Source organism: Geotalea sp. SG265 (assembly GCF_022808985.1).
GTDB lineage: Bacteria > Desulfobacterota > Desulfuromonadia > Geobacterales > Geobacteraceae > Geotalea.
The window spans coordinates 194,352-217,819 of sequence record NZ_JAKZFT010000007.1 but is presented as its reverse complement, the minus strand read 5'-3'; the positions used below and the strand labels follow the sequence as shown (position 1 = coordinate 217,819).

Sequence of the window (23,468 nt, the reverse complement as noted above, 5' to 3'; positions counted from 1 at the left end):
CAGTACTGTGTTACAATGGGCCACGGCTCGGATCTCCTTGTTAATATTGTTGTTTTGGCGAACTCAATATATCACAAGTAGCTCTCCGAGCCTTTCTTTATTGAATCAAATTATGGGACAGCAGTGAATCATAATATTATACTTTATACCAGCCAAATACCAATAATTAGTTAATTCGCCATGCTAATTTATAACATATAGTTAGTTGAATGTTTGCAGAAGATCCATAATTTGTTGCCTGCACATCTGCCTGGTTCTTATTCCATCTGCCACATCTAGATTTTTGGAATTTCTAGCCGCAAAGTTTAATCGATAGCCACTAATTATAGAAAATTTCTCAGCGGACGAGGGGAGAGCAACAAAATACTCGTGGTAAAATCGATAATCCTTCCTCCCAGGGATAAACCCATGATCATAGACAACGGATTTCAGCTGAGTGGACAAGGTGTGGCAGGAATGTTTTTCCTCATACTTATTGGTTTTGATATCAATTTCATAAAAACCACTTGGTTCTTTGCTAATTTCACCATCGAAGATGAAAATCATGACAACTTTTTTTAAGAGTTCCAGATTTTCCATTTCTTTCAGGAGTCCAGCAATTTGATTCTTAGCATACGGGACGTTACTTTGAGAGGTATCACTGTGCCAAAGCTTATTTATAATAAATTTATCAACTTGTATGTTACTACTCTCTTTAACAAAATAGAATAGAACATTATTCTTTGAAAACAATGGCTCAATGTGATACGGGTAATTCAATCGAACCGGATGAACAAGGTCATACCTGGCATCATAAAAAACATGAAGCAATAAGAGTAACCTAACAAGGATGTCATTATTATACCGTAACAGGTTTCGGAAAGTCGATTTACCGTAGCTATTATCAACAAAACCATTGGAGAAAGAAGCATCAACATCCATTCTAAGTTTAAAAGTATCCCACCTGGTCAGCTTACGCTTGAATTTAACCTGATCGTAGCTGATCGTGCTTACATGTTCTTCAAACTCACCATTGTCATTGTATATCCAGACACTTTTTTCTCGGGGCGGCAACGCATCGAAAATGAGAGGCTTATTTCCGTAATTCATTTGCTGTAATCGCTCGAGCAGGGAACGTGCGGTCTTTGTGCTCTTACCAAGAATGCGTCTGATGGCCGAATAGCTAGCAGAAGATTTTCCGTTAAAGCTATATCTTGAGAGGATTAAGAATGCTAATACTTCCGCAGAAGTAGCCTCGTTATGCAGAAGATTGAGCACTGCATGTAGGTTGACTTGGAAGTATCCGTAGCAGCTTTTATTGGTGCTGTTGTGACTGCTTTGTTTATTCATCTTGGTTGGCATTAGTCATAGTTATTCTATTTGTTGCTGTTTTTCTCTATTGATTCCCGTAAACAGCCTCATGCTCTTTTACGAGCCATTTGCAGGACTTTATTCTGGGTGCTAGCTTCCTCGGTAAGGGATAGCAGCTTCCTTTCCCAAGCTTCCAAAGCAAGTTGTTTTTCTCGGTCATATCTGTGGAGATTGTAGGTGCGGATTACCCCTTTTTTGACGTGATTAAGAACGGCATCAATTACTTCATCAGTGAAACCCATTGCAGCCATATGGGTTGCACATGTCCTCCTGAGGTCATGAGGGCGAAAGAAGGCGACTCCAAGCTTATTCTTTTCGCTGATTGGCACATTGTCCTTTCTACAATCTTCTTCTTTACACCTGCTGCAATCGTTGCAGCAGTTTGTAGGAATATTGTTTCGTACTGCCTTGGCCAATGCGTTTTCATCCATTGGCTTAGGTGTCGATTCACCATCTGGTTCAGCAGGCTTAATGGGACGTGGGGACTCAAAAATAAAGCCTTTTTTATTTCCTATGAGTTCAAGAGCCATGTTGCTTAGATAGATAGTGTGTGGTTTGCCATTTTTTGACCTTTCTGCTGGAATGGTCCACCATTTATCATTGATTTCATCGCTATGCAGCCCGATGACTTCACCTGGCCGCTGGCCGGTTACAAGGACTAACTTTAGACACCGCTTGATTTCTTCGGTCATGCCTGCAGGTTTCAATTGTTTCCAGAACGTTGCTATTTCATTCTCGTTAAGGTGTCGATCTCTAGGAATCTTAGGGCTCGGCATTTTCATTTTGAAACAAGGAGTGTGTTCGAGGGTTCCCCGCTCAACCGCAAAATTGAACAACTGTCGTACACGTTCAAAAGTATTGTTTGCAGCTACAGGTGCCCCACGATCTAAAATGCGGTCAATAAGGATTGTGACATCTCTTCGGGAAATAGAATCTGCTTTTCTATTTTCCCAGAATGGGAGAATATTTTTTTCGAAGGTGCGCTCGTCTTCTTTCCATGTCCGTTCTTTCTTGTTTGGCCTTGAATGCCGAGACATGTACTCGTTGTAAAGCTCCTTGATCGTGGGCATTTGCTGCCGTTGAGTTGCTTCTAGCTGCTTTGCTTCTATAGGGTCAACGCCTTTTTCAACCAGCTTCACGGCCTTTGCATGTTCATCCCGTGCTTCTTTAAGGGAGACATCATCATAACGGCCCAAATTCATGTATCGCTTTTTGCCCTCAAAATGAAACCGATAGAAGAAGGTCTTTTCCCCAGAAGGAAAAACCCTGATTCCAAACCCTCGTCCTTCTCGAATGTCTTGTGTTTTTGGTTGACCCTTTAAGCTTTTTAGGTATCTATCAGTGAAAGTCATTGCTTTCCCTCCAAGGGTAGCGTGTCCTCGCGTGTCCTTAGGCGTGTCCTTGTAACTCGTGCAATAGGGTAAAAATGGATAAAAGAAGATAATGTATAATATGGCTTAAATATTGAAATTGCAAGAGAATTTTAGCGTAGGTGTGGGGAAGGGTATGGCTGCGTCAAAGACCATAAAAAATCGATCTACCCGTTCGCAACGCATAGGTCGACGGTTCGATCCCGTTCATCTCCACCAATAAAAAGGGGTTAGGTTATGTCACCTAGCCCCTTTTCATTTTGAATATGTTGAATTAACTCTGCCGGAATCCCTGCCGATCTTTAAGCAACTTTCCGCTCGTAACCCTCTTTTGTGTGCTTGCTACAGAGCCAGCTTCACTAGAATTGCTCATTTCAATGGATGACCTGAAAGATGGGATTTCTTTCTGCTTCTTATGGATTTAACGATTGCATTGTCATGCTGGTGCTCAAGGCGATAGGCAAGCTGCGCCCGGGTCAGTCCTAGCATTCTCGCCGCGGCGGAAAGATTTCCTTTTGCCTTCTCCACGGCGGCATTTGCCAAGACATCGTTTGCCTGTTCCATGGTAATTTTGCCGCTCAGGATGGCATCGCAGAAGTTTTCACCGCTTGCCTCCTGGTGGGCGCTCAACCCTCCTTTTATATCAAGCGCAAACTCGCCATGGCCGTCGTTTCTATATGAAGGAAACATGTGGTTGATAGTTATATGGGTGCCATTCGGGGCAAGCATTACACCGCGTTCGACAACATTCTGCAGTTCACGGATGTTGCCGGGCCATTGGTAGGCGAGCAAAGCCAGCTTTGCCTTGTCTGAAAATCCACGCAGTTTTTTCCCGTTGATTGCGCTAAATTTCTTGAGAAAATTCTTAGCCAAGAGCAAGATGTCAAGCTTTCGTTCCCTGAGAGGAGGAATGTAGATCTGCAGAGCATTCAACCGATAGTACAGATCGGAGCGGAATTTGCCCTTCTCCACCAGCTGTCTCAGGTCGACATTGGTTGCCGCAACCAGCCGAACGTCGACCTTGTGGGTTTTTGTGCCACCAAGACGTTCCACCTCACCCTCCTGCAGCACGCGGAGCAGCTTCGCCTGGGCTGAAAGGGGCAGGTCCCCCACCTCATCCAGAAAGAGGGTGCCGCCATTGGCCCGCTCGAAGCGACCAGGCCTGGAAGCATGAGCACCGGTGAAAGCACCTTTCTCCACACCGAACAGTTCCGACTCCACCAGATCATGGGGTATGGCGGCACAGTTGATGGCGATGAACGACTCCTTGCAACGGGCCCCCTTCTCATGCAACGTGCGGGCGAAAACCTCCTTGCCCACCCCCGTCTCCCCCTGAAGAAGCACGTTGATCTGGCTGCCTGCTGCTTGGCTTAGCAGTTCGTAGGCGGCAAGAAAAGCTGGTGAGTTGCCGACAATATCTGAAGGCAGCTTTGTTTTCCCGCCCATGGCGGAACGCAGGTGCACAACCTGATTCTGAAGGCCGATGAGCTGGTCAGCGATGGATTCTTGATTAAGCATAAGTGAAAAATCACTGGAGTCATCCCATTCCTCGACTGGTTTACCAACAAGGTAACAGTGGTTCGCACCTGCGGCGAAACATTTTACTTCCTTGCATAGAATCGGTTTGCCCATAAAAGCTGAGCAGTAACCACTCGAATAGCCATGTAAATACCAACAGACCCCTTCGGTGGATTCACCATAGTGGCGCAGGTACGCCTGACTTTCCCAGGAATTTTCCAAGAGTGCTTCCACATAGAACTTACCCATCTTACGGTTAATCTCTAATTTAGGGATAGTGGTCTTGGCGTTTCCCTCCAATGTAAACAGTAGTGGCCCAGCCATGAAACTCTCGTGGTCGTTTGTCCTATCCCGATTGATTTGGGTAAGTTCACAATCGCTTATGCCGGTAGCATAGCCTATGCGCATGATAGTGCTTCGGGCACGGTCCATTCCCAAAGTTTCGATCAACTCGCGGCGCAATTTCGCATGAGAATCTGCATGGACGAGAAGCATGCGCTGCTCATGCAGCCATATCTCGCCTGTTTCGCTTGAAAAGCGCAATTGGGAACGAAGATTGGTACTGACTGCTTCATTTGCTGAGGTTTCCTTTGTGAGTTTAACTTTTTTCACAATATTTCCCTTTCTCGAGAATTATATCGCAAATGCACCCATATTGGAACAATGTTTTATATATTACATCAGCTAGAATTGCAATTTTTTAAACCTTGTACCCTGAACTGGCTCAGGGATGGGTGAAGAGGACAAAAACGCATTCAATATCGATGTGTTAACCATTCAACGCCCCTTTTCCCCCCCTGAAATTCAAAGTCCACAACCCCCTCTATCTGGACACACAGGTTTTCTGGATTCCCTAGTCAAAACGAAAAATTCTTCATCATTTTATGAAAAGTTGGGCTACGCAGAGAAATATTTAGAAAATAATCGAATTTTCCCCCATCAACTTTCCTCTCACTCGATGCAGACACCTCCAAACGCCAAAGACAAATAAGAAAACTGTGTCACCCCATCCCATCACGAGAAAGACAAACGGTATTATACCGGACTTTGTATGCGGCCATATATTGTTTTAATAGCAGTCGCATTCCCCAATACTAAAGGGCAAAGGCTAATATCTAATTTATGAAACATTGTTTTGGCATATCTTCTGCTAAGTAGCCTGTTAGATGCAATTGCTCACACTCGTTCTCGCCTTCACCAAAGGAGGTCCCATGATCACTCCATTCATCACGGAAATACAAAGATTCTGCCTGCAGGACGGTCCCGGCATCAGAACCACCATCTTCGTCAAGGGCTGTCCTCTCCATTGTCCCTGGTGTCATAATCCGGAGAATATTAACTTTAAACAGGAGTTTTATTTTCATGCAAACAAATGTAGCGGGTGCGGACAGTGCCTGAAGGTTTGTCCATCGGGCGCCAGCAATATGGACCGCGAAGACTGTACGGGGGAAAAAACAGATAGCTCTCTTTGCACATCCTGCTTGCAGTGTGTATCCGCCTGTCGCTCTGGCGCACGTGAAACAGTAGGCAAATCCATTTCAATGGAAAGCATTATCCAGGAGGCGGTGTCAGACCGGATCTTTTACCAGCATAGCGGGGGTGGAGTCACAATCAGCGGTGGCGAACCGTTGCTGTATCCTGAATTCACCCATGATCTGGCTCATCGACTGAAAGTAAACGAGAATGTTCATGTGGCAATGGAGACCTCTCTCTTTGCCGAATGGCACAGCATTGCACCCCTTCTGGAAAACGTTGATCTCTTTATTGTAGATATCAAATCCATGGACCCGGAAAAACATCAACAGGTTATCGGCGGTTCTCTGCCCAAAATCCTGTCAAACCTTGAACGGCTTCTGAAATCCAGGGCAACTGTACGTATTCATCTGCCGATCATTCCCGGGTTCAACGACACCAGCCGGGATTTCGAAACCTACGCAGAGTATCTGGGGCAGTTCGCCGACAGCCTGTCCGGTGTCGACATCCTTCCCTATCACTCCTATGCAACGGTGAAATATGCGCAACTGAGGCGCAAATATCAGTACCTGGGAGTTCCTGACCTTTCGCGACAGCAACTCACCCCTCTGGTCAATGCCCTCAGAGAGCACGGCGTTGGAGAGATTACCATCGGCGGTATGGTTGGGTCGTCACCGGCAGCAGGAGATCTCGCCGGTCAAAGGTCAATGGAGCCCAGGCGAGACCATTTGCCACGACCGACACATCTGCCAAAGGAAAAGGGGGTGGTTATTACTCAACGCTAAACCCGATGTATTCCTCCAATTCCGAAGAATGTCAACTATGCAAATAAAGGAGATTCACGATGACCACATGTAAGAATTGCTCATGCTTTTTCGCCGTTCCTGAAAATGCCGGGGACTTTGAAGCAGGCAAAGGAGACTGCGTCATAGAAAAGGAAGACGCAAAGGGGAAATATTGGCTTTCAAAGCCGACAAAGATCGATTCTCCGTCATGCAAAACATTCAAGAAATCCTAAACAATGCCCACATAGGAGGTAATTCATGTCAACGGTTGCTGCATCCATTAAGTACGATGGTAAGGTTGTCGATTTCCCATTAGCAAATCCAGCTGAAAATGAGATAGCGGACGAAGTACTGCATGAGAACCTTGCCCGCCCCACTACCGAGAGGACAAAAAGACTTAAGGCACGATGCCGCTGGAAGCATGCCGCGGCCGGAGAATTTGTCGATGCGGAGGTTCGGGCCGGCATCGAGAGAATGCGCTACATAACTGAAGCGCACAAGGCAAGCGCAGGGCAGCCGGAGGTAATCAGAAGGGCGCTGGGGCTTGCGAATATATTGAATAAAAGCACGCTGGTTCTGCAACAGGACGAATTCATCATCGGCTACCACGCCGAAGATCCGGAAATGTTCCCCCTCTATCCCGAACTCGCCTATATGGCGGTGCAGGACTACCTGATGAGCGACTACTCCCCACAGCCTAAAGAAGAGGCTGCGGAGATCAATGAATACTGGAAGAAGTACAGCATGCAGGCCAAGGGGGAGCGGTATTTCACCCAGGAAGAACTCCTGCAGATGTACCAGGTAAGCACAATGGAGGCTCCCGGTTTCGCCACCGGATACAACAGCATCAGCCCCCCTTACGAGACGGTGCTGCAAGACGGGTTGCTGAAACGCATCGAGTTGGCCAAAGAAAAGATCGAGCATGCCAAAAAGGAAATGCAGAAAATCCCCTGGAATGCCACAACCGGGCTTGATTGGATAGCCAAGATCGATGTCTGGAAGGCAATGATCATCGCCGATGAAGCCGTGATCAACTGGGCAAGGCGCCATGCCCGTCTCGCCAAGATTGTTGCCGAGAACTTCGAAACAAACCCTGCCAGAAAGGAAGAACTGCTGGAGATTGCAGAGATAAGCCAGCGCGTTCCGGCAGAGCCTTGCAAAGGGTTAAAAGATGCGTTCCAGTCCAAATGGTATACCTACCTGATTTGTCATGCCATAGACCGCTATGCCAGCGGGTATGCCCAAAAAGAAGACGAAATGCTGGAGCCCTATTACAACATTAGCGTCAAGGAAAAATCCTTTCAGCCCATGACCCACAGCGATGTGGTGGAGATGGTCGAGATGGAGCGGCTGAAAATTTCCGAACACGGTGCAGGAAAGTCTCGGGCATACCGGGAAATCTTCCCCGGTTCCAACGATCTTTTCATTCTGACCATTGGCGGCACCAAGCCCGGCTATGTGGATGCCTGCAGCGACATGACCGACGCCATTCTCGAAGGCGCTAGGAACATCAGAACTACGGAACCATCCATCGTCTTCAGGTGGCATCCGGTCGGCCGGGAAAAGACCAAGCGCCTTGTTTTCGAGTGCATCCGAGATGGTCTGGGATACCCATCCATCAAGCATGACGTAATCGGTACGGAACAGCTGAAGTATTACAGCAAATTCAGCAAAAACAACAATGGCGCAACCGATGAAGAGGCCCATTACTGGGGCCTGGTGTTGTGCATGTCCCCCGGTGTCTGCGGCAGACGCAAGACCCATAAGACCAGGTCCGAAGGGGGTGGCTCCATTTTCCCGGCGAAGATGATGGAAATCGTCCTGGCTGATGGGTTTGACTGGTCTTATTCGGGGATGCAGCTGGGGCCGCACACCGGCGATCCTACCACCTTCAAGACATTCGACCAGCTGTGGGAAGCGTTCAGGACCCAGTATGCCTATGCGACCAGCAAGGTAATCCGCGCCAAAGACATCATGCGTTATTACGAATCGAAATTCCTGCAGATGCCTTTCGTCTCCAGTATCGACGACGGCTGTATGGAGCTGGGCATTGATTCCATGGAGCTTTCCGAACAGCCGAACGGTTGGCATAACCCCATTACGACGGTCGTTGCCGCCAATTCCCTGGTTGCCATCAAGAAACTGATCTACGATGAGAAAAAGTACACCATGGCCCAGCTGGTCGCCGCGCTCCGGGCAAATTGGGATGGTCATGAAGAAATGCGCCAGGACTTCCTCAATGCGCCCAAATGGGGCAATGATGACGATTATGCCGACTCCATCATCAAGGATTTTTACGAGGACATCATTGGCGGCGAGATGTCAAAGATCACCAATTACTCTGGCGGTCCTGTCCTTCCCGTAGGTCAGGCGGTTGGACTGTATATGGAAATCGGGTCGCGGACCGGCCCCACACCGGATGGACGTTTCGGCGGCGACGCCGGTGACGACGGGGGCATTTCTCCGTACATGGGGACCGACAAGAAAGGCCCCACCGCGGTATTGAGATCTGTTTCGAAGGTGCAGAAAAACCAGAAAGCCAACTTGCTCAATCAGAGGCTGTCCGTGCCGATCATGCGCAGCGTGCATGGTTTTGACATCTGGAAATCCTATATGGACGCCTGGGAGCAACTCAACATCGACCATGTCCAGTTTAACTGCGTCAGCACGGCGGAGATGAAGGCCGCGCAAAAGGAACCGGAAAAGCATCAGGATCTCATCGTCAGGGTTTCAGGATTCAGTGCCCGCTTTGTCGATATCCCCACCTATGGCCAGAACACCATCATTGCCAGAAACGAACAGGCCTTCGGTGCCGATGACCTGCAATACCTGAATACGCAACTTTAACCAATTCATCGAAGCTGGAGACATCCGTAGCGGGATGTCTCCAGGTATCCCGAGACAGGAGGAACAATGAGCGCAACAAGCAATGAAAACATGATGCACGAAGAGGCAGGCACGAAGAAACCTTGTCAAACATGCAAATGGCAGATAGCGGATCCCACCAACCCGCTGCGAGGGCAGTGCACCGTCAACAGAAATACATTGGGTGGCGTCTGGAAACGATGGGTAACGGACGTACACGGGATGACCTGCGCCAAACATGAAGTCGGCAAGCTCAGCTTCAGAGAACATGTGTGACACGGGTCAGGCATTGTGACCTGCGCAATCGGGTCCGCGGGCTTTGATGACATCCCTTATCACACACCAGAAGAAGGCGGTACCGACGCCGGTACCGCCAATACCCATCACCCTTACCTGAAGATCACCGTGAGGACCCATCGTATGTCAGCCAGCAAAGAGAATAATTTATCGGTACCCCAGGAAGATCCCTATTTTTATGTAAGCAAGGACTTGGCGGATATCTTCGAAAAGATCCACCAGCTATCGCAAAAAAAACCGGTGAACGTGCTGATCTCCGGTAGGCAGGGATGTGGAAAATCTTCCCTGGTAAGGCAGTATGCCGCCATCTACCAGCGCCCTTTATCGACGTTTCAAGTCGGCATACTTTCCGAACCTGGCCAGCTGTTCGGTGAATACGCGCTGGAAGCCGGCGAGACGAAATACAAACAGTTTCTTTTCCCCGAGGCAATCCAGACCCCCAACTGTGTCATTCACCTGGAAGAGATCAATCGGCCGGAGCACCCGAAGGCCTTGAATATGCTTTTCTCCCTCTTGTCCGACAGCCGTGAGGTCTGGCTGGAAGAGTTGGGGCAGGTAAACGTGGCGGAAGGGGTGGTGTTCTTTGCCACCTTGAATGAAGGGGATGACTTTGTCGGGACCGAACTTCTCGATGCCGCCCTACGCGATCGTTTTTACTTTTTGCTGATGGATTATCTGCCAAACGAGGTGGAAAAAGAGGTGCTGGTGAAAAAAACCGGCATCACCGCTGAGCAGGCAGACGACATCATCTCCGCCCTTAACTTCCTGAGAGGCCACTCCGATCTCAGGATCGACGTATCGACCAGAACTGCCCTGATGATCGGCGATATGATGGCAGTCGGTGCAAGCTTGCGGCAGGCCTTGGCGGTCAGCCTTCAGACCAGCCAGGAGGCGCTGGAGTCGGTGTTGATCGGCCTGCATGTCAATAAGGGGTACACCGAGGGGGTCAGCAATGAATACGTCCTGTTCGACCATGCCTGGCAACAGCACACCCGAGAATAGCGATGATTCATTCCGAAAAAATCTCTCGGGACGGTAGAGCTCCGAAACGTTTCCTGATAGCCGGTGAAAACGGTTTTTCCGAATACTGGCGCAGGGACAAATCGCCTGTTGAGATGCTGGAACTGGCGAAATTGCTGCGCGGCATCAGAAAGATGGTTTCTCAAGTGGGCAGGAACAGCGGCAGCGTGGTCTGGGAAGGAATGCCCATTACCCAGCCCGACAGCATCGAACTTGATCCTTCACCGATCCTGGGACGCTATCCGATCCCCGCAGTTCAGGCCGACATTGCCATAGGGCTCGCCATCCGAGGAGCCTACCTGAAGACGGAATGGACCGACCATGTCGTGAAGCTGGCCGAGGCAAGACTCAACCTCCCCCCCCAGTATGCGTACAAATTTTACCTCTATCTGGATATTGCAGAAAAGGTTTATGCGGATCTCGTTGCCAACAAGAGCATTTTCGGCCTGTATGCGGAAAAAGCCCGGGAGTGGGAGATTGCAAAGGCAGCAAAACAGTTCATCAGCCCCCCCTCATTCGGCGAACTGCTGCACATCTGGTGGCGGATTGCCGCCGATGCGAAACAGGAAGCCTACAAAGTTCCTTACGAAGACCATTCCGTGGTGGAAATGGCTGGAAGAACCTCGGCAAACCAGCCCTATACCAAGCCCATGGCACTTCTTAACTCCATTGTGGAAGATCTGATCACAAGCTGCCCCGCTCTGCCGAGCGTGACCGAGCGCTGTGAATACCGATTGAACCGGTATACCTCCATATTCAAGGACCTGCTGGAAATGGTCAAATTCTGGCCGGCCGACAGGAAGGACCCCTTTCTGCTTTCTACGGACTTCACGGAAGAAATGGCACGGGAAGATCAGGAAACGGAAGCAGCCAAATCAACCCTCCTGAGTTATGCCGACGAGATAGAAAGCAATCTGGAGACGAAGCATGTGGATTTCACCGAGCAGGTACGATTGCTCGTGGCCAATTTTGACGATGTGGTTCGCGTTGAAGGCAATGATATCGTCATGCCGGCGAAGAGAAATATCGATAACGCCCTTCTCTACAAGCTGAAAACAGTGCTTCAACTGGCTGCCCAGCGAAACATCTCCTTCAGCAGAGGGCTGGATTCGGGCAGGATCGATCGCAGGCGCTTGTATCGGGCGCCCACATCCGGTTCTATTTTCAACTTGAAGAAAACGAAGTTCGAATTGCACAACGATATCGTTCTCCTTGTGGATTGTACCGGTTCAATGTCGGAGCCCACCAAATGGACCAAGGCAGAACTGATCTATCAGACCCTCTTCACCGCCATCCATGATTACAATGCCAATGCCAGAATCTTTGCTTACAACGAACGGAATGAGACCTGCCGCATCACCGAAATTTTCAAGCAGGGCCAATTCTTTTCCGTCACTCCACATGGCAGGACCGCTTCAGGCGAGGCCATCATCGCCACGGCAATAAGCCTTAAGCCCGGCGCCCGCAAACCATTTATCATCCATATCACCGATGGGGCATCCAACTGGGGGTGCGGGGTGCGTGACGCCATCGCTTACTGTAAGAAAAAGAAGATAAATCTGCTGACCCTGGGGCTTGAATGCGACCCCATGAACAAAACTGCCCTGTCGGAAGAATATGGTGACATGATCCAGTTTGTCAGCAATATGGAACAGCTTCCAAACCTGTTTAAAAAACTTCTTTTACCCAAGTGACCAGTTGGCAATTAACAGAGGCAAAAAACAACTCTCAGTAAAGGTGAAAAAATGAAATATAAATTTGTAACATTCCATACAGTGGCAATGGTCGCAATCGTATTGTCGGCTACATTGCAAGTGGCTTACGCAACCGATGTGTTCCGGTTGGAGGGGTTCGGTCCCATATCCCGCGGCATGGGGGGGGCAGCAACGGCGTTTGATGTGGGTGCTGCGGGGATGATGACTAATCCGACAACACTGTCGCTGATGAATGCCGGCTCTGAAATACACCTGGGCCTCGACGTTGTCATGACCGATATCTCAGCCGAAAACAAGGCAACAGGGGAAAAGGCCTCGTCTGACTCCCACGCCCATAACCGTGGCCCATATGTTGCGCCAGAAGCGGCATTTGTCTATCGTGCCGCCCCCCTGACGGTTGGATTTGGCGCTTTCGCCCAAGGTGGCCTGGGCACCGAGTATGGAAGGGACACCTTTCTCTCCCGTGCTTCCGGCAATCTGAACACGGGGCTGGAAAATTCCAGCCGTCTGCTGGTTTTGAACATCCCCTTCGCAATAAGCTACGATGTCAGCGAAAATTTGACCATAGGGGCCGCTCTCGATGCAATGTGGGAAGGTTTGAACCTGGGACTCCTGTTGCCGGCAGAAGAGGTGGGCGCCCTTATCCAGGGGGGGCGCGTCACTGGCAGCTTGCTCCCTGTCCTGGGAGGACTTCCAGACTTGCGCGGCGCTCATTTTAGCATGACGAAAGATCACCCCCTGGCTAGTGGCATAGATGCATGGGGTTTCGGCGCTCGGACCGGGATGATCTACAAGCTGTCCAAGGGCACTATCCTGGGCGCCGCGTACACCATGGAAAGCCAGATGGCCGACATGGAAGGCAATGCCACCATGACCGCAATCGATGGGAGTGCGGGACAGATCCCGCTCAAGGGTGAAATAAAGTTGCGCGGCTTGCAGATGCCAGCCCATCTGGATATTGGCGTTAGTCACCAAATCAACGAACATTGGTTGGTGGTTGCAGATATCTCTCGCGTTTTCTGGGAAAATGCGGTGAAAGACCTCAATGTCACCTTCGTGGCCGATGACGGTAAGAACATCGAAATCCGATTACCGCAGAACTACAAGGATCAGATGATATACTCCTTTGGTGTGGCATACCGAACGGGGCCATGGGCGTTACGTACCGGTGGGCGCATTGCCAGCCAGGCTATGCGCTCCGATACAGTGATTGCGGTCATTCCAGCCATTCCCACCAAGCATGCATCAGCAGGATTTTCGTATGATTTCTCGGCGGCAAGCACGGTAGATTTTGCCTATTCCCACGCCTTCGAGGAATCGTTCGACAGTCCGACTACACGGCTGGTGCATTCACAGGACAACTTCAGTATTGCCTATACCTACAGATTTTAAAAAGCCTGATGGTGCAGAAAAGCATCCTGGAATCGGTATGAATCCGTCAGCCAGTTGGGACAAAACCTTTGATGTGGTTGTCATCGGCTATGGCGGTGCCGGCGCAGCGGCTGCCATAGCCGCCCATGACGCGGGAGCCGAGGTACTGATTCTGGAGAGTACCTCCCGGGGTGGTGGCAATACCCTGGTCTCATTCGGGGGATTTGCCTCCCCCGGGGAGACCGACAAGGCGGTCAGCTACATTTCGGCTCTCTATGAGTATTCACATTCTGAGAAAGATGATGGGTTGATCCGGGCCTTTGTTGAAGAATCAAGCAAGACAATTGCGTGGCTGAAAAATTTGCAAGAGGGTGTTGAGGTGCTGACCTACGGCGGGGCCAGTTATCCGGACATCCCTGGCGCAGAGGCGATCAAGAGATATGTGATCAAAGGTCCGCACAAGGGTGCAACTGCCTTTGCGCAGAATCTGTGGCTGCTGCTCTCCGGGGCAGTAGAAGCCAGAGGCATCCCCGTTCTGACCCAGGCTCCTGCAGAAAGGTTGTTGACCGGCCCTGATGGCGCAGTTACCGGCATCATGGCCAGCATCCGGGATAAGAAGTTGCTGATCCGTGCCCGGGACGGGGTTGTTTTGACGACCGGCGGCTATGGTTCCGATGCCGAAATGCTGCGAAACCATGCAAAGGGCAGTCCGCTCTATACTCTGGGGCACCAGGGCAATCGGGGCGATGGCGTCCGGCTGGCCCAGAAGGTGGGAGCCGGGTTATGGCATATGAATGGCGTATCCTGCGCATTCGGCATCAAAGTGCCCCAGTTTGAATCTGCCCTGCTGATAGCTATCGGAGCAGCAGGACAGATCCTCGTCGACAGGTCCGGCAAGCGGTTTGTCAACGAAGGGGCGATCGAGCGGCATGCAGGCCTGCTGTCCGTCGACTTCTTCGACAGCCAATCCCTGACCTATCCACGCATCCCCTCTTATCTGCTCTTCGATGAAGCTACCCGCAAGCGTGGTCCGGTATCACGAACAGCGGGCCTGGGCTATGCAGGGGTACAACATACGTGGAGCAAGGACAACAGCGTGGAGATCATGAACGGCTGGATCATCAGGGATGAAACTTTGTCCGGACTGGCTGGAAAAATCGGAGTGGATGCAAAGACACTGCAGCATACCGTCGAGCTGTGGAATAGGAGTGTTCGCGCCGGACGCGATTCCCTTTACGACAGGGAACTGCCCCATGCCCCTCTCACCGCCTTGATCGAAACCGGACCGTTCCATGCCCTGGAAATCTATCCCTGCCTGCTCAACACGCAAGGAGGGCCAAAACGCAATGAAAAGGCGGAGGTAACCGATCCCTTTGGCGAACCCATTCCAGGGCTTTACAGCGCCGGCGAGCTTGGGTCCATGTGGGGCCTGATCTATCAGGGTGGGGGGAATATTGCTGAAGCCCTCGCCTTCGGCAGGATAGCCGGGGCCGGTGCGGCCCTGCGGCACGCTACCGGCGGGTTCAGGCGATCTTTCAGATGATCATTGCCACATTGTAGGTGAAGGCGAACCTCGGGATGCCGCATCCGGAAAGGGCCGCACCGATACCCTTCTTCACAAAGGGATCTCCTCCATCTTCTTGCACTGTTCTGTAACGGCCAGTGTGGCTGTACCCGCCAACACCCAGAGCGCTCCACAGCTGCCGCACTCGAACATGTATGGGGTATATCCATCTGACTTCAGGTTTATTTCCACACGCCTACTATCAGCGCATACCGGGCATTGCATCTTCGTCCCCTCTGGCACTACTCAATAACCAAGTTGAACAATCTCGCATGCCATGCAGCGCCATTTGTTGACGGCGGTGCTGAAATAAATGGACCCTGCGGTAAGACCTGAACCTTTCATGTCGAAGATTCCCAGATGCCCACAACAAGGACAGGCTCCCTCATTTCCGTGTGCTATACAATCACCGGCATTCGTTTGCAGTGACAAAGCTTTTTCCTTGACCAGTGCTTCATATTCAGCAGTTTTCGTTGTCATACCGAATCCTCTCAATATGCTTTTTTTCAGCATGGCGTCAATTTTCATCATCAGTGCAGGCGGGCGAGTACCGCTGCCGCGACGTTGTTCATCAGCACCTGCCCCAGGGCTTGGTTCTTTTCCGACATTTCACGCAGCCGCGCCCCATTGATATCCACTACCTTGACCGGTTTGGTTGCCCGAGCAGAGGCAGTGTATTGGTAAGGCTTTATCAGTGACGAAACACCGAAGATCGCCCCGGGAACGATGGAGCAAACCGGGGCATTAGCAGCACATCCTGCCCCTCCGCCGCTGTAGAACAGCTCCACGCCCCCTTCCAGCAGGAGCATCAGGTTGTCGGCATTGGTATTTTCCTTGAAAATAATGCTACCGGAGGGAAAGGTTTTTTCTTCGCCGATGGCGGCGATGTCCTTGACTTGTTCCTCCGTCAGCGAGGCGAAGAAGCGATAAGGCCGCAAGAGTTCTGGTGAAATCATGGCTGTTCCTCCTTTGATCTCAGGCAGGCTCTACCTTCAGGTAAGCCTGACCATCTTCCGAACATCCCAGGCGAATCTTCAAACCACCAGGAAAGGTGATTTCCGTAGGGTAAAGTTCATCATTGCTCGTGTATTTCAACTGGTCACTAGTTTCTTTCTTCATGTCCCAACCTTCCTTTCCCACCCCCGAGGTTACGGTGACTGGTGCTGCCGACTCCTTTTCCCCAAGGGTCTATGAGCCCCAATTTTGTATCCATGCAAAATACCGCAGTCGACAGCACCTGTTTCTTACCTACTACCCTGCGAACAGGCTTCTCCCGCCACAGACATAGAAGACCTGGCCGGTGATGAACGAGGCCTCGTCATCCAGGAAAAAAAGGACCGCATTGGCAATGTCTTCATCTTCGCCGATTTTGCCCATGGGCTGCTTGGCAAGAAAGCCGTTCCGGTTCTTTTCCGGCAGCTCGTCCCACATGGGGGTATGGATGAGGCCGGGGGCAATACAGTTGACGGTTACCCCCTTGCGCCCCAATTCCAGCGCAAGGGTCCTGGTAAGCCCCACCAGGCCGGCCTTGGCCGACGAGTAGGGTGCCTGTCCCGCACCTCCCAGCCATGCCCTGGAGGCGATATTGACGATCCGTCCCCCTCCTTTTTCGATCATGTGGCCATGCACCGCCTGGCTGCAGAGAAAGGCCCCCTTGAGGTTGACGTTTACCGTCAGATCCCAGTCCTGTTCGCTGAGGTTTCTCAGTGCGCCGGCCCTTTCCATCCCCGCATTGTTGACGAGTATATCCAGGGAGCCGAACCTCTCCACTGCGCTCTTCACCATCTCCTGAACGGCGGAGGTTTTGCAAATGTCGGCAACCACACCCATCACCTCAAACCCTTGCGCCGAAAATTCCTGAACCGTCTGATCGACTTTTTCTGAAACAATGTCGTTGATGACGATCTTTGCTCCCCTCTCGGCGAGTCGCTGGGCCGTCTTCTTCCCCATACCGCTTGCCGAGCCGGTTATCAATGCCACCTTGCCCTGTAAACCTGCCATAATATTCCTCCTCTATCTCTACCGCCTAGGCGGACATTGACGAATAGATGCTCTTGCCGCCGCAGACGATAAGGTTCTGTCCCGTGACATAGCCGCTCAGCCCCGAGGCAAGATACGCCGCCGCATAGGCAATGTCCTCCGGCTTGCCCAGGCGCTGCACCGGCAACTGGGCCGCACCCTTCTCCTCTTCTTCAGGGGAAAGAGGGCATTCTGCCGTCTTGACGTCCCCCTTCAGGATCTGGTTTACGGTAATACCGTCCTTGGCCAACTCAAGGGCAAAGGAGCGGGTCAACCCGAAGATGGCTGATTTGGCGGCGCTGTAGTTGGCCTGTTTCGGCGTCCCCAGATACTCCAAGCTGCCGATATTCACGATCCGGCCATACTTCTGGTTCCTCATCACCGGGATCACATTCAGGGAGAAGGAGACCAGCGGGGTGATGTTTTCTTTCAGAGAGCGCTCCCAGGTCTCGACGGTGCCTTCAGTGATCGGTACACCGTCCCTCTGGTCGATAGCGTTGACCAGGATGTCCAGTGCGCCGTATTTCTTGACAATGGTATCCACGGCAGAAGTGACCGCTGCGGAATTCGCCCAGTCTACCGCAATGCACTCAGCTTTGGCGCCTGCCGCTGCCACTTTGGCAAATACCTTCTCCAGTTTCTGCTGATCCGAATCGATCAGTACCAGCCGTGCGCCGCGCCCGGCGAATTTGACGCTGATCGCCCCGCCGATATCGTTTGCCGCTCCCACTATCAGTGCTGTTCTGTCTTTCATGACTGCATCTCCTTACCGTTGCTGAGATAAATGATCCGAACCTGCCCCTACCAACCCTTGACCAGCATGTGCATGGTGCAGGCCGCATGTTCGGTACCGGAAAGACCGCCGCCGGTGACGTGGGACATGGCGACCTTGGGGGTGGGGCCAACCTGATGGCCGCCGCACTCGCCGCGCAGCTGTTTCACGTTCTGGGCTATCTGGGCCGCCCCGGAGGCGCCGATGGGGTGGCCGTAGGAGAGCAACCCGCCCCGGGGGCTCACCACGCACTGACCGCCATAGGTGGACTGGCCGTCCCTCAGGAACTTGAGCCCATCCCCCTTTTTGCAGAGCCCCATGCACTCGTAATAGAGAAGCTCGGCAATGGTAAAGGCATCGTGCAACTCGAGAATATTGACCTCTTTCGGGCCTATCCCCGATTCCTCGTAAAGCTTTTCCGAGGTCGTCTCAGTGATATCGTCACCGGTAATATCCCGCGGCCGGTTATGGTACGGCCCAGATTCCACCACCACACCTGCCACCTTGACCGGCTTGGCAATCCCCAGCTTTTTCATCATCGCCTTGGAGCCGACCACCACCGCGGCTGCACCATCGGCAATACCGCAACATTGCTGCAGGGTCATGGGATAGGCGACCATGCGGGAATTGACGACTTCCTCCACCGTGATCGCCCCCTTGAACCAAGCATTGGGGTTGTGGGTGGCGTGCTTGCGGTTCTTCACCGTGATCATCGCCAGATCCTCGATGGTGGCGCCGGTCTCATGCATGTACCGGGTGGCCCTCATGGCATACTTGCCGGTCATCACCGCCCCGTGCATGGTTTCGATGTCCGACCTGGCCGCACTGAAGGCGGCTCCGCTCTGCCTATGCATGGTGTGGTTCTCGCAGCCGACACCAATGGAAAGATCGGTTAGCCCCGTGGCCACATCCTTGATGGCGCAGTACACCGCCATGGCCCCGGCTGAGCAGGCGCTCTGCACATTGATTATCGGCAGATTGGGCCCGCACATCCCCAGCCCCCTGAAAACAGCCTGGCCTGTCGTCATGTCATTCATGCCGTTTCCCACATAGGCGCTCTGGATCATGTCCGGCCTGTTGATATTCGACCCGTTCATCGCCTGCAGGGCAGCTTCCCTTCCCAGGACATCGAAATCGACGTTATGCTTCCCGAATTTCGTTTCTCCCACCCCTGCGATGTAAACTTCACGCTGTAATTTCATATGACAATCTCCTGTTTCTCTCCATATCTAGGCGATTTTTTTAAACTTGTAGCTGATGATCGGCAGGTTATCGTTGTTCATCCTGATCGGCCCCAGGGTCAGTTCCACCTCTTCGTCGCAGCGATAGGTGTTGACCTCCCCCTCCAGTTGGGCGAACACCCGCAGGTTTTCGGGGAGATCCACATAGGCGAAGATGTAGGGGGTTGCCAGCCCCTGTTGGCCGATATAGATGTCCGAAAAACTGTAGACCTTGCCCCTGCGGGAAAGGGGGACTATTTCGAAGTCCTGGCCCCAGCAGCTGGTGCACATCTCGGTTTTAAAATCCAGCTGGCCGCACTTCTTGCAACGATACCCTTTCAAATAGGGAAGGCCGCCGTTCTCTGGCACTTCCAGTATATCCGGATGGAAAAAGGTGATATCCGGTTCCTTTTCCTTGGTCTTCTTTTTCTGGGTTTCTTCCTGAGCCATGACGCTCCTCCTGTCGTTGTTTCAAGCACTCTTTTATGAAAAAAATGATCTTTGTCACGCTTCCATCTGACTGCACACCAACTCGGCGATATCCTTCACCAGCTGTTCCTCCGTGAACTTCTTCAGGCCGTCGGTCAACATCAGCATACAGAAGGGACAGGCGGTGGCGATGGTCTTGGCGCCGGTATCCAGCGCCTCCTTGGCCCGGGTCTGATTGATCCGGGTTCCCTCTTCCTCGGTCCAGTAATTGCCGCCACCGGCGCCGCAGCAGAAGCTTTCGCACCCGTTTCGCGGCATCTCAACGAGCTTACCGATGGATGAGACCACCTGGCGCGGTTCCGAGAACAGCCGGTTGTGTCTCCCCAGGTAGCAGGGGTCGTGGTAGCAGATAGCCAGTCCGCTGTTCTTAAGCCATATGGCCCCTGAGGCTATCAGGTTCCGTATGAGGACCGCGTGGGGAATGACCTCGAACTTGGCCCCCAGGAGCGGATAATGGCGGGTAAAGCTGTTGAAACAGTGGGGGCACATGGTGATGACCTTGGTCACCCCCAGCTCGTTGAACTCCTCGATATTCTGGCCGGCAATCTCGGTGAAAAGGAACTCGTTCCCCATCTGCTTGGCCGGATCGCCGGTGCAGCGGTTCTCCTCCAGGATGCCGAAGGAAACGCCGGCATTCTTGAGGATGGCGACCATGGCCCGGCCAACATGCTGGGCCCGCTCCTCGTAGGCAATCGAGCAGCCTATCCAGAGGAGATACTCCGTCTTTCCCTTTTCAAAGATCGGGACTTCCAGCCCCTTGCGCCAGTCGTTGGGGCCGAAGCCGGTGCCGATGAAGGGGTGATGGCGAGCTTCCAGGCTTCGGTTCGCCTGCCCCATGATCTCAGGCATCTCAGAGCGCTCCATGAGCAGGTGCTGCCGCATCCTGAGGATGGCATTTGGCTGGTTCACCGCCACCGGGCACGCCTCCATGCATGCCGCGCAGGTGGTGCAGCTGTAAATAGCATCGGTGGTTATGGTGTCAAGGAGCGACTCGTCGTCCATCTTTCCCTGCTGCAGGTATTCGGCAAGGGTGGTCATGACCCCCTTGGGAGAGAGCTTTTTGCCGGTCTGGGCCGCAGGGCAGACCTCGTGACAGCGGCCGCATTTCAGGCAGGTGGAGATGTCCAGCAGGTTCTTGCGGCTGAAATCGGCCAGTTTGCTCACCCCAAGGCTCGGTGTCTCCTCCTCCCCCTCCCCTTCGAAGGCCTCGAAATCCACGACCCCCATCTTGGGGCCGGGAACCGGGATGTCGAGCCCCGCATTGGCCGGGGCCAGTACCAGATGGACCAGGGGGGAGTACGGGATGTAGGCGATCAGGGCGAGGGCGATGAGACCGTGGCTCCACCAGAGGTACCGGTGGATTGTGGAGAGCCCTCCGCCGCCTGTCAGCTGCGCCGCCAGCCAGTTCCCCACGAACGAGCCGGGATCGGCGCCATTCTGGGCGATCCGCGCTCCTTCGATGAAGAAGCCGGTGACGATGATGGCGATGATCCCCACCTCCATGAGGATGAAGCCGGTATTGGCCTTGAAGCAGGTCAACCGCTCCGGCGGGAAGAGCCGCCGGATGAGCAGAAACAGCACCCCGGCCAGGGCAGCCAGCCCGGCGACGTCGAGGAAAGCGCCCATACAGAGACGATTGAACTCCCCCCTGAACACGGGGATGCCGAAGAGCACATTGGCAAATACCAGCACGGTCCCCACGGTCAACACGATCATCCCCCAGAACAGGAGGCCGTGGGCCACGCCGGTGAACAGCTTTTTATAGATGCGGGTCCCCACAATGCCCCGGGTGATGAAGGAGCGCAGATACAGCGGTCCCACCTTCAACGCCTCCAGGGTCAGCCCCAGCTTGATGTTGGCCTTGCCCTGCCGTATGCGCAGCCAGTGGCGGTAAATGCCATACCCGAAGATGGCCAGGGCCGGCAGGGAGAGGATGTCTATCAGAAGGCCGAAGCTGATATTCCAGTAGGGTACCCGTTCCATGTCAGGCACTCTCCTTGAGGGCGTTAATCAGGGCGGGCACGGCCTTTTTGTAGTCTCCGACGATGCCGAACCTGGCCCTTTTAAAGATATTTGCCTCATTGTCCTTGTTGATGGCGACAACGCATTTGGCATTGGGGATCCCTGCCAAGTGCTGGCTGGCGCCTGATACTCCGACGGCGAAATAGACGTTGGGCGCAACGATTTTACCGGTCTGGCCGATCTGGGCACCGGGGGGCATCCACCCCTCGTCCACGGCTCCCCGGGAGGCACCGACCGCCCCCTTCAAAAGTCCCGCCATGTCGCTCAGGATGACGAAGTTGTCGCCGCTGCCGATTCCCCTGCCGCCGGTGACGATCACCTCTGCGTCTTCTAGGGGAACCCCCTGGCGCTCCTCTTCGATCTCTTCCAGAAGGGCTACCCTCTGCGGCCCGGCAGGCAGATCGACGGTCGGTGTCGTGCCTTCCAGAACTGCCGCCTCGAAGTATTTGCGCTTGACGGTCAGGACCAGGGGCCCTGACTCCACCTTGTAGCGGGCAACCGCCTTGGACCCGTAGAGTGACCGCTCGATGGTGAGATCCGGCGTGATGGCGGTGACCTCGGAAAGGATCGGCGCCCCCAGGCTGACCGCCAGGGGACCGGCCAGGCCGCTGCCGATGGCCGTGGCGCTGAGGAGAATCAGTTCGTATCCCTCGTTTTTGATGAGGTCGGCAAGCCCCGTTCCCAGGTTCGCCCCCAGGGTGTCGGGCAGCCGATAGGCCTTGCCGTAGCTCCCCGGAAGCTCGCCTGCTCCCAGCACGACCACATCGGGGGTCGGGCCGAAGATCCTTGCTGCGCTTACCAGTTCCCCGAGAATCTTTGCATTGGCCGTTTCGATGATCAGCGTTTTCATAGGTACCGCTCCTCCTTGAGCCTTCTCAGAAGCTGGCGGACAGCATCGTCCATATCCTCGGCCGGTATCTGTTCGCAGTTGGATTCCACTTTGGGGATGCTCACCGACAGTTCGGAGATGCTCATCTTCCGAGCCCCGATCTCGGCCAGCTTTTCCACCGGCTTCTTCTTGGCCGCAAAAATCGCCTTTACCGCCGGAATTCGGGGAACATTCTCCGGGACGCTGGTGATGGAGAGCACCCCCTTGCCGGAGAGCTTCAAGAGCCGCTTGCCGATTTCGGTTATCTGGGCGATCTTCCACCCCCCCTCCGCGCTTTCCACGCTGCAGGCCTGGGGGACAAAGGGGAGGTCGAGCATGCCTGCCAGCACCCCCGGCACAACCCCACGGTCCATATCCGAGGACTGGCGGCCCGCCAAGACCAGGTCCACGTTTCCCTGCCGGCCGATGGCATCCTTCAAGTTGGCGGCGATGACGTAGGGATCGTCCGAATTTCCCTCCACCAGGACCACCTTGTCCGCACCCATAGCCAGCGCTTTTCTGAGGAACTGCACGTCGTCGCTCAGGCCATAGGAGACGATGGTCAGGTCCGCCCCAAGCTTCTCCTTGAGCTGCACCCCAAGTTCGACGGCATTTTCATCGTATAAGCCGATCATGCGGGTATAACGGGGATGGGCCCTGTTCTCCACCAGCTCGAAGTCCGCCGACGGGACTTCGTAATCGGGGACAACTTTTGCCAAGACCACTATGTGCATAGGTTCCTCACTTTCA

At 53.1% G+C, this 23,468-nt stretch carries 21 protein-coding genes; 8 read left to right on the top strand and 13 right to left on the bottom strand.

Annotation, left to right across the window (positions count from 1 at the left end; all coding sequences use genetic code 11):
• Nucleotides 1-201: 201 nt before the first annotated feature.
• The 3 genes from ML541_RS10950 to ML541_RS10940 form a co-directional block, all read right to left on the bottom strand.
• A complete protein-coding gene (locus tag ML541_RS10950) occupies nt 202-1,341 on the bottom strand; it encodes a hypothetical protein (protein WP_243372894.1) in 1,140 nt (379 codons plus the stop codon).
• 56 nt (nt 1,342-1,397) lie between these two features.
• Nucleotides 1,398-2,702 carry an integrase arm-type DNA-binding domain-containing protein gene (locus ML541_RS10945; RefSeq protein ID WP_243372893.1) on the bottom strand — a complete coding sequence of 435 codons (1,305 nt, stop codon included), beginning with the start codon at nt 2,700-2,702 and terminating at the stop codon, nt 1,398-1,400.
• A gap of 387 nt (nt 2,703-3,089) precedes the next feature.
• A complete protein-coding gene (locus ML541_RS10940; protein ID WP_243372892.1) occupies nt 3,090-4,850 on the bottom strand; it encodes a sigma-54-dependent Fis family transcriptional regulator in 1,761 nt (586 codons plus the stop codon).
• A gap of 554 nt (nt 4,851-5,404) precedes the next feature.
• Between ML541_RS10940 and ML541_RS10935 the strand changes: the two genes are divergently transcribed.
• The 8 genes from ML541_RS10935 to ML541_RS10900 all read left to right on the top strand — a co-directional run bounded on the left by ML541_RS10935 (nt 5,405) and on the right by ML541_RS10900 (nt 15,307).
• A complete protein-coding gene (locus ML541_RS10935) occupies nt 5,405-6,496 on the top strand; it encodes a glycyl-radical enzyme activating protein (protein ID WP_347710800.1) in 1,092 nt (363 codons plus the stop codon).
• A 59-nt stretch (nt 6,497-6,555) separates the two neighbouring features.
• Nucleotides 6,556-6,729 (top strand): benzylsuccinate synthase gamma subunit family protein, encoded by a 174-nt coding sequence (locus ML541_RS10930; RefSeq protein WP_243372890.1) that lies wholly within the window; start codon nt 6,556-6,558, stop codon nt 6,727-6,729.
• Nucleotides 6,730-6,754: 25 nt separating this feature from the next.
• Nucleotides 6,755-9,343 carry a pyruvate formate lyase family protein gene (locus tag ML541_RS10925; protein WP_243372889.1) on the top strand — a complete coding sequence of 863 codons (2,589 nt, stop codon included), beginning with the start codon at nt 6,755-6,757 and terminating at the stop codon, nt 9,341-9,343.
• A gap of 66 nt (nt 9,344-9,409) precedes the next feature.
• Nucleotides 9,410-9,637, top strand: a complete 228-nt coding sequence (locus tag ML541_RS10920; protein WP_243372888.1) for a benzylsuccinate synthase beta subunit family protein — start codon at nt 9,410-9,412, stop codon at nt 9,635-9,637.
• Between the two features lie 144 nt (nt 9,638-9,781).
• The gene (locus ML541_RS10915; protein ID WP_243372887.1) at nt 9,782-10,660 is read left to right on the top strand and encodes a MoxR family ATPase; all 879 of its coding nucleotides are present in this window, start codon (nt 9,782-9,784) and stop codon (nt 10,658-10,660) included.
• Between the two features lie 2 nt (nt 10,661-10,662).
• The gene (locus ML541_RS10910) at nt 10,663-12,372 is read left to right on the top strand and encodes a vWA domain-containing protein (protein ID WP_243372885.1); all 1,710 of its coding nucleotides are present in this window, start codon (nt 10,663-10,665) and stop codon (nt 12,370-12,372) included.
• Between the two features lie 51 nt (nt 12,373-12,423).
• Nucleotides 12,424-13,785, top strand: a complete 1,362-nt coding sequence (locus ML541_RS10905; RefSeq protein WP_243372884.1) for an outer membrane protein transport protein — start codon at nt 12,424-12,426, stop codon at nt 13,783-13,785.
• A gap of 37 nt (nt 13,786-13,822) precedes the next feature.
• The gene (locus tag ML541_RS10900; protein ID WP_243372883.1) at nt 13,823-15,307 is read left to right on the top strand and encodes an FAD-dependent oxidoreductase; all 1,485 of its coding nucleotides are present in this window, start codon (nt 13,823-13,825) and stop codon (nt 15,305-15,307) included.
• A gap of 267 nt (nt 15,308-15,574) precedes the next feature.
• Here the strand turns inward: ML541_RS10900 and ML541_RS10895 are convergent, their stop codons facing one another.
• The 10 genes from ML541_RS10895 to ML541_RS10850 all read right to left on the bottom strand — a co-directional run bounded on the left by ML541_RS10895 (nt 15,575) and on the right by ML541_RS10850 (nt 23,452).
• A complete protein-coding gene (locus tag ML541_RS10895) occupies nt 15,575-15,808 on the bottom strand; it encodes a hypothetical protein (RefSeq protein ID WP_243372882.1) in 234 nt (77 codons plus the stop codon).
• A gap of 50 nt (nt 15,809-15,858) precedes the next feature.
• Nucleotides 15,859-16,284, bottom strand: coding sequence for a cyclic nucleotide-binding domain-containing protein (locus tag ML541_RS10890; protein ID WP_243372881.1), 426 nt, complete (start codon nt 16,282-16,284; stop codon nt 15,859-15,861).
• A gap of 19 nt (nt 16,285-16,303) precedes the next feature.
• Entirely contained in the window at nt 16,304-16,447 is a 144-nt protein-coding gene (locus ML541_RS10885) for a hypothetical protein (RefSeq protein ID WP_243372880.1), read from the bottom strand.
• A 132-nt stretch (nt 16,448-16,579) separates the two neighbouring features.
• A complete protein-coding gene (locus ML541_RS10880; RefSeq protein ID WP_243372879.1) occupies nt 16,580-17,329 on the bottom strand; it encodes an SDR family NAD(P)-dependent oxidoreductase in 750 nt (249 codons plus the stop codon).
• A 25-nt stretch (nt 17,330-17,354) separates the two neighbouring features.
• Entirely contained in the window at nt 17,355-18,101 is a 747-nt protein-coding gene (locus ML541_RS10875) for an SDR family NAD(P)-dependent oxidoreductase (protein WP_243372878.1), read from the bottom strand.
• 47 nt (nt 18,102-18,148) lie between these two features.
• Nucleotides 18,149-19,321, bottom strand: a complete 1,173-nt coding sequence (locus tag ML541_RS10870) for a thiolase family protein (protein WP_243372876.1) — start codon at nt 19,319-19,321, stop codon at nt 18,149-18,151.
• Between the two features lie 27 nt (nt 19,322-19,348).
• Nucleotides 19,349-19,789: an OB-fold domain-containing protein gene (locus ML541_RS10865; RefSeq protein WP_243372875.1), complete on the bottom strand. Its 441-nt coding sequence runs from the start codon at nt 19,787-19,789 to the stop codon at nt 19,349-19,351.
• Nucleotides 19,790-19,843: 54 nt separating this feature from the next.
• Nucleotides 19,844-21,811, bottom strand: a complete 1,968-nt coding sequence (locus tag ML541_RS10860) for a heterodisulfide reductase-related iron-sulfur binding cluster (RefSeq protein ID WP_243372872.1) — start codon at nt 21,809-21,811, stop codon at nt 19,844-19,846.
• 1 nt (nt 21,812) lies between these two features.
• Nucleotides 21,813-22,700, bottom strand: coding sequence for an electron transfer flavoprotein subunit alpha/FixB family protein (locus ML541_RS10855; RefSeq protein WP_243372871.1), 888 nt, complete (start codon nt 22,698-22,700; stop codon nt 21,813-21,815).
• Nucleotides 22,697-23,452, bottom strand: a complete 756-nt coding sequence (locus tag ML541_RS10850) for an electron transfer flavoprotein subunit beta/FixA family protein (protein WP_243372870.1) — start codon at nt 23,450-23,452, stop codon at nt 22,697-22,699. Before ML541_RS10850 ends, ML541_RS10855 begins: the two co-directional genes overlap by 4 nt.
• Nucleotides 23,453-23,468: the final 16 nt, after the last annotated feature.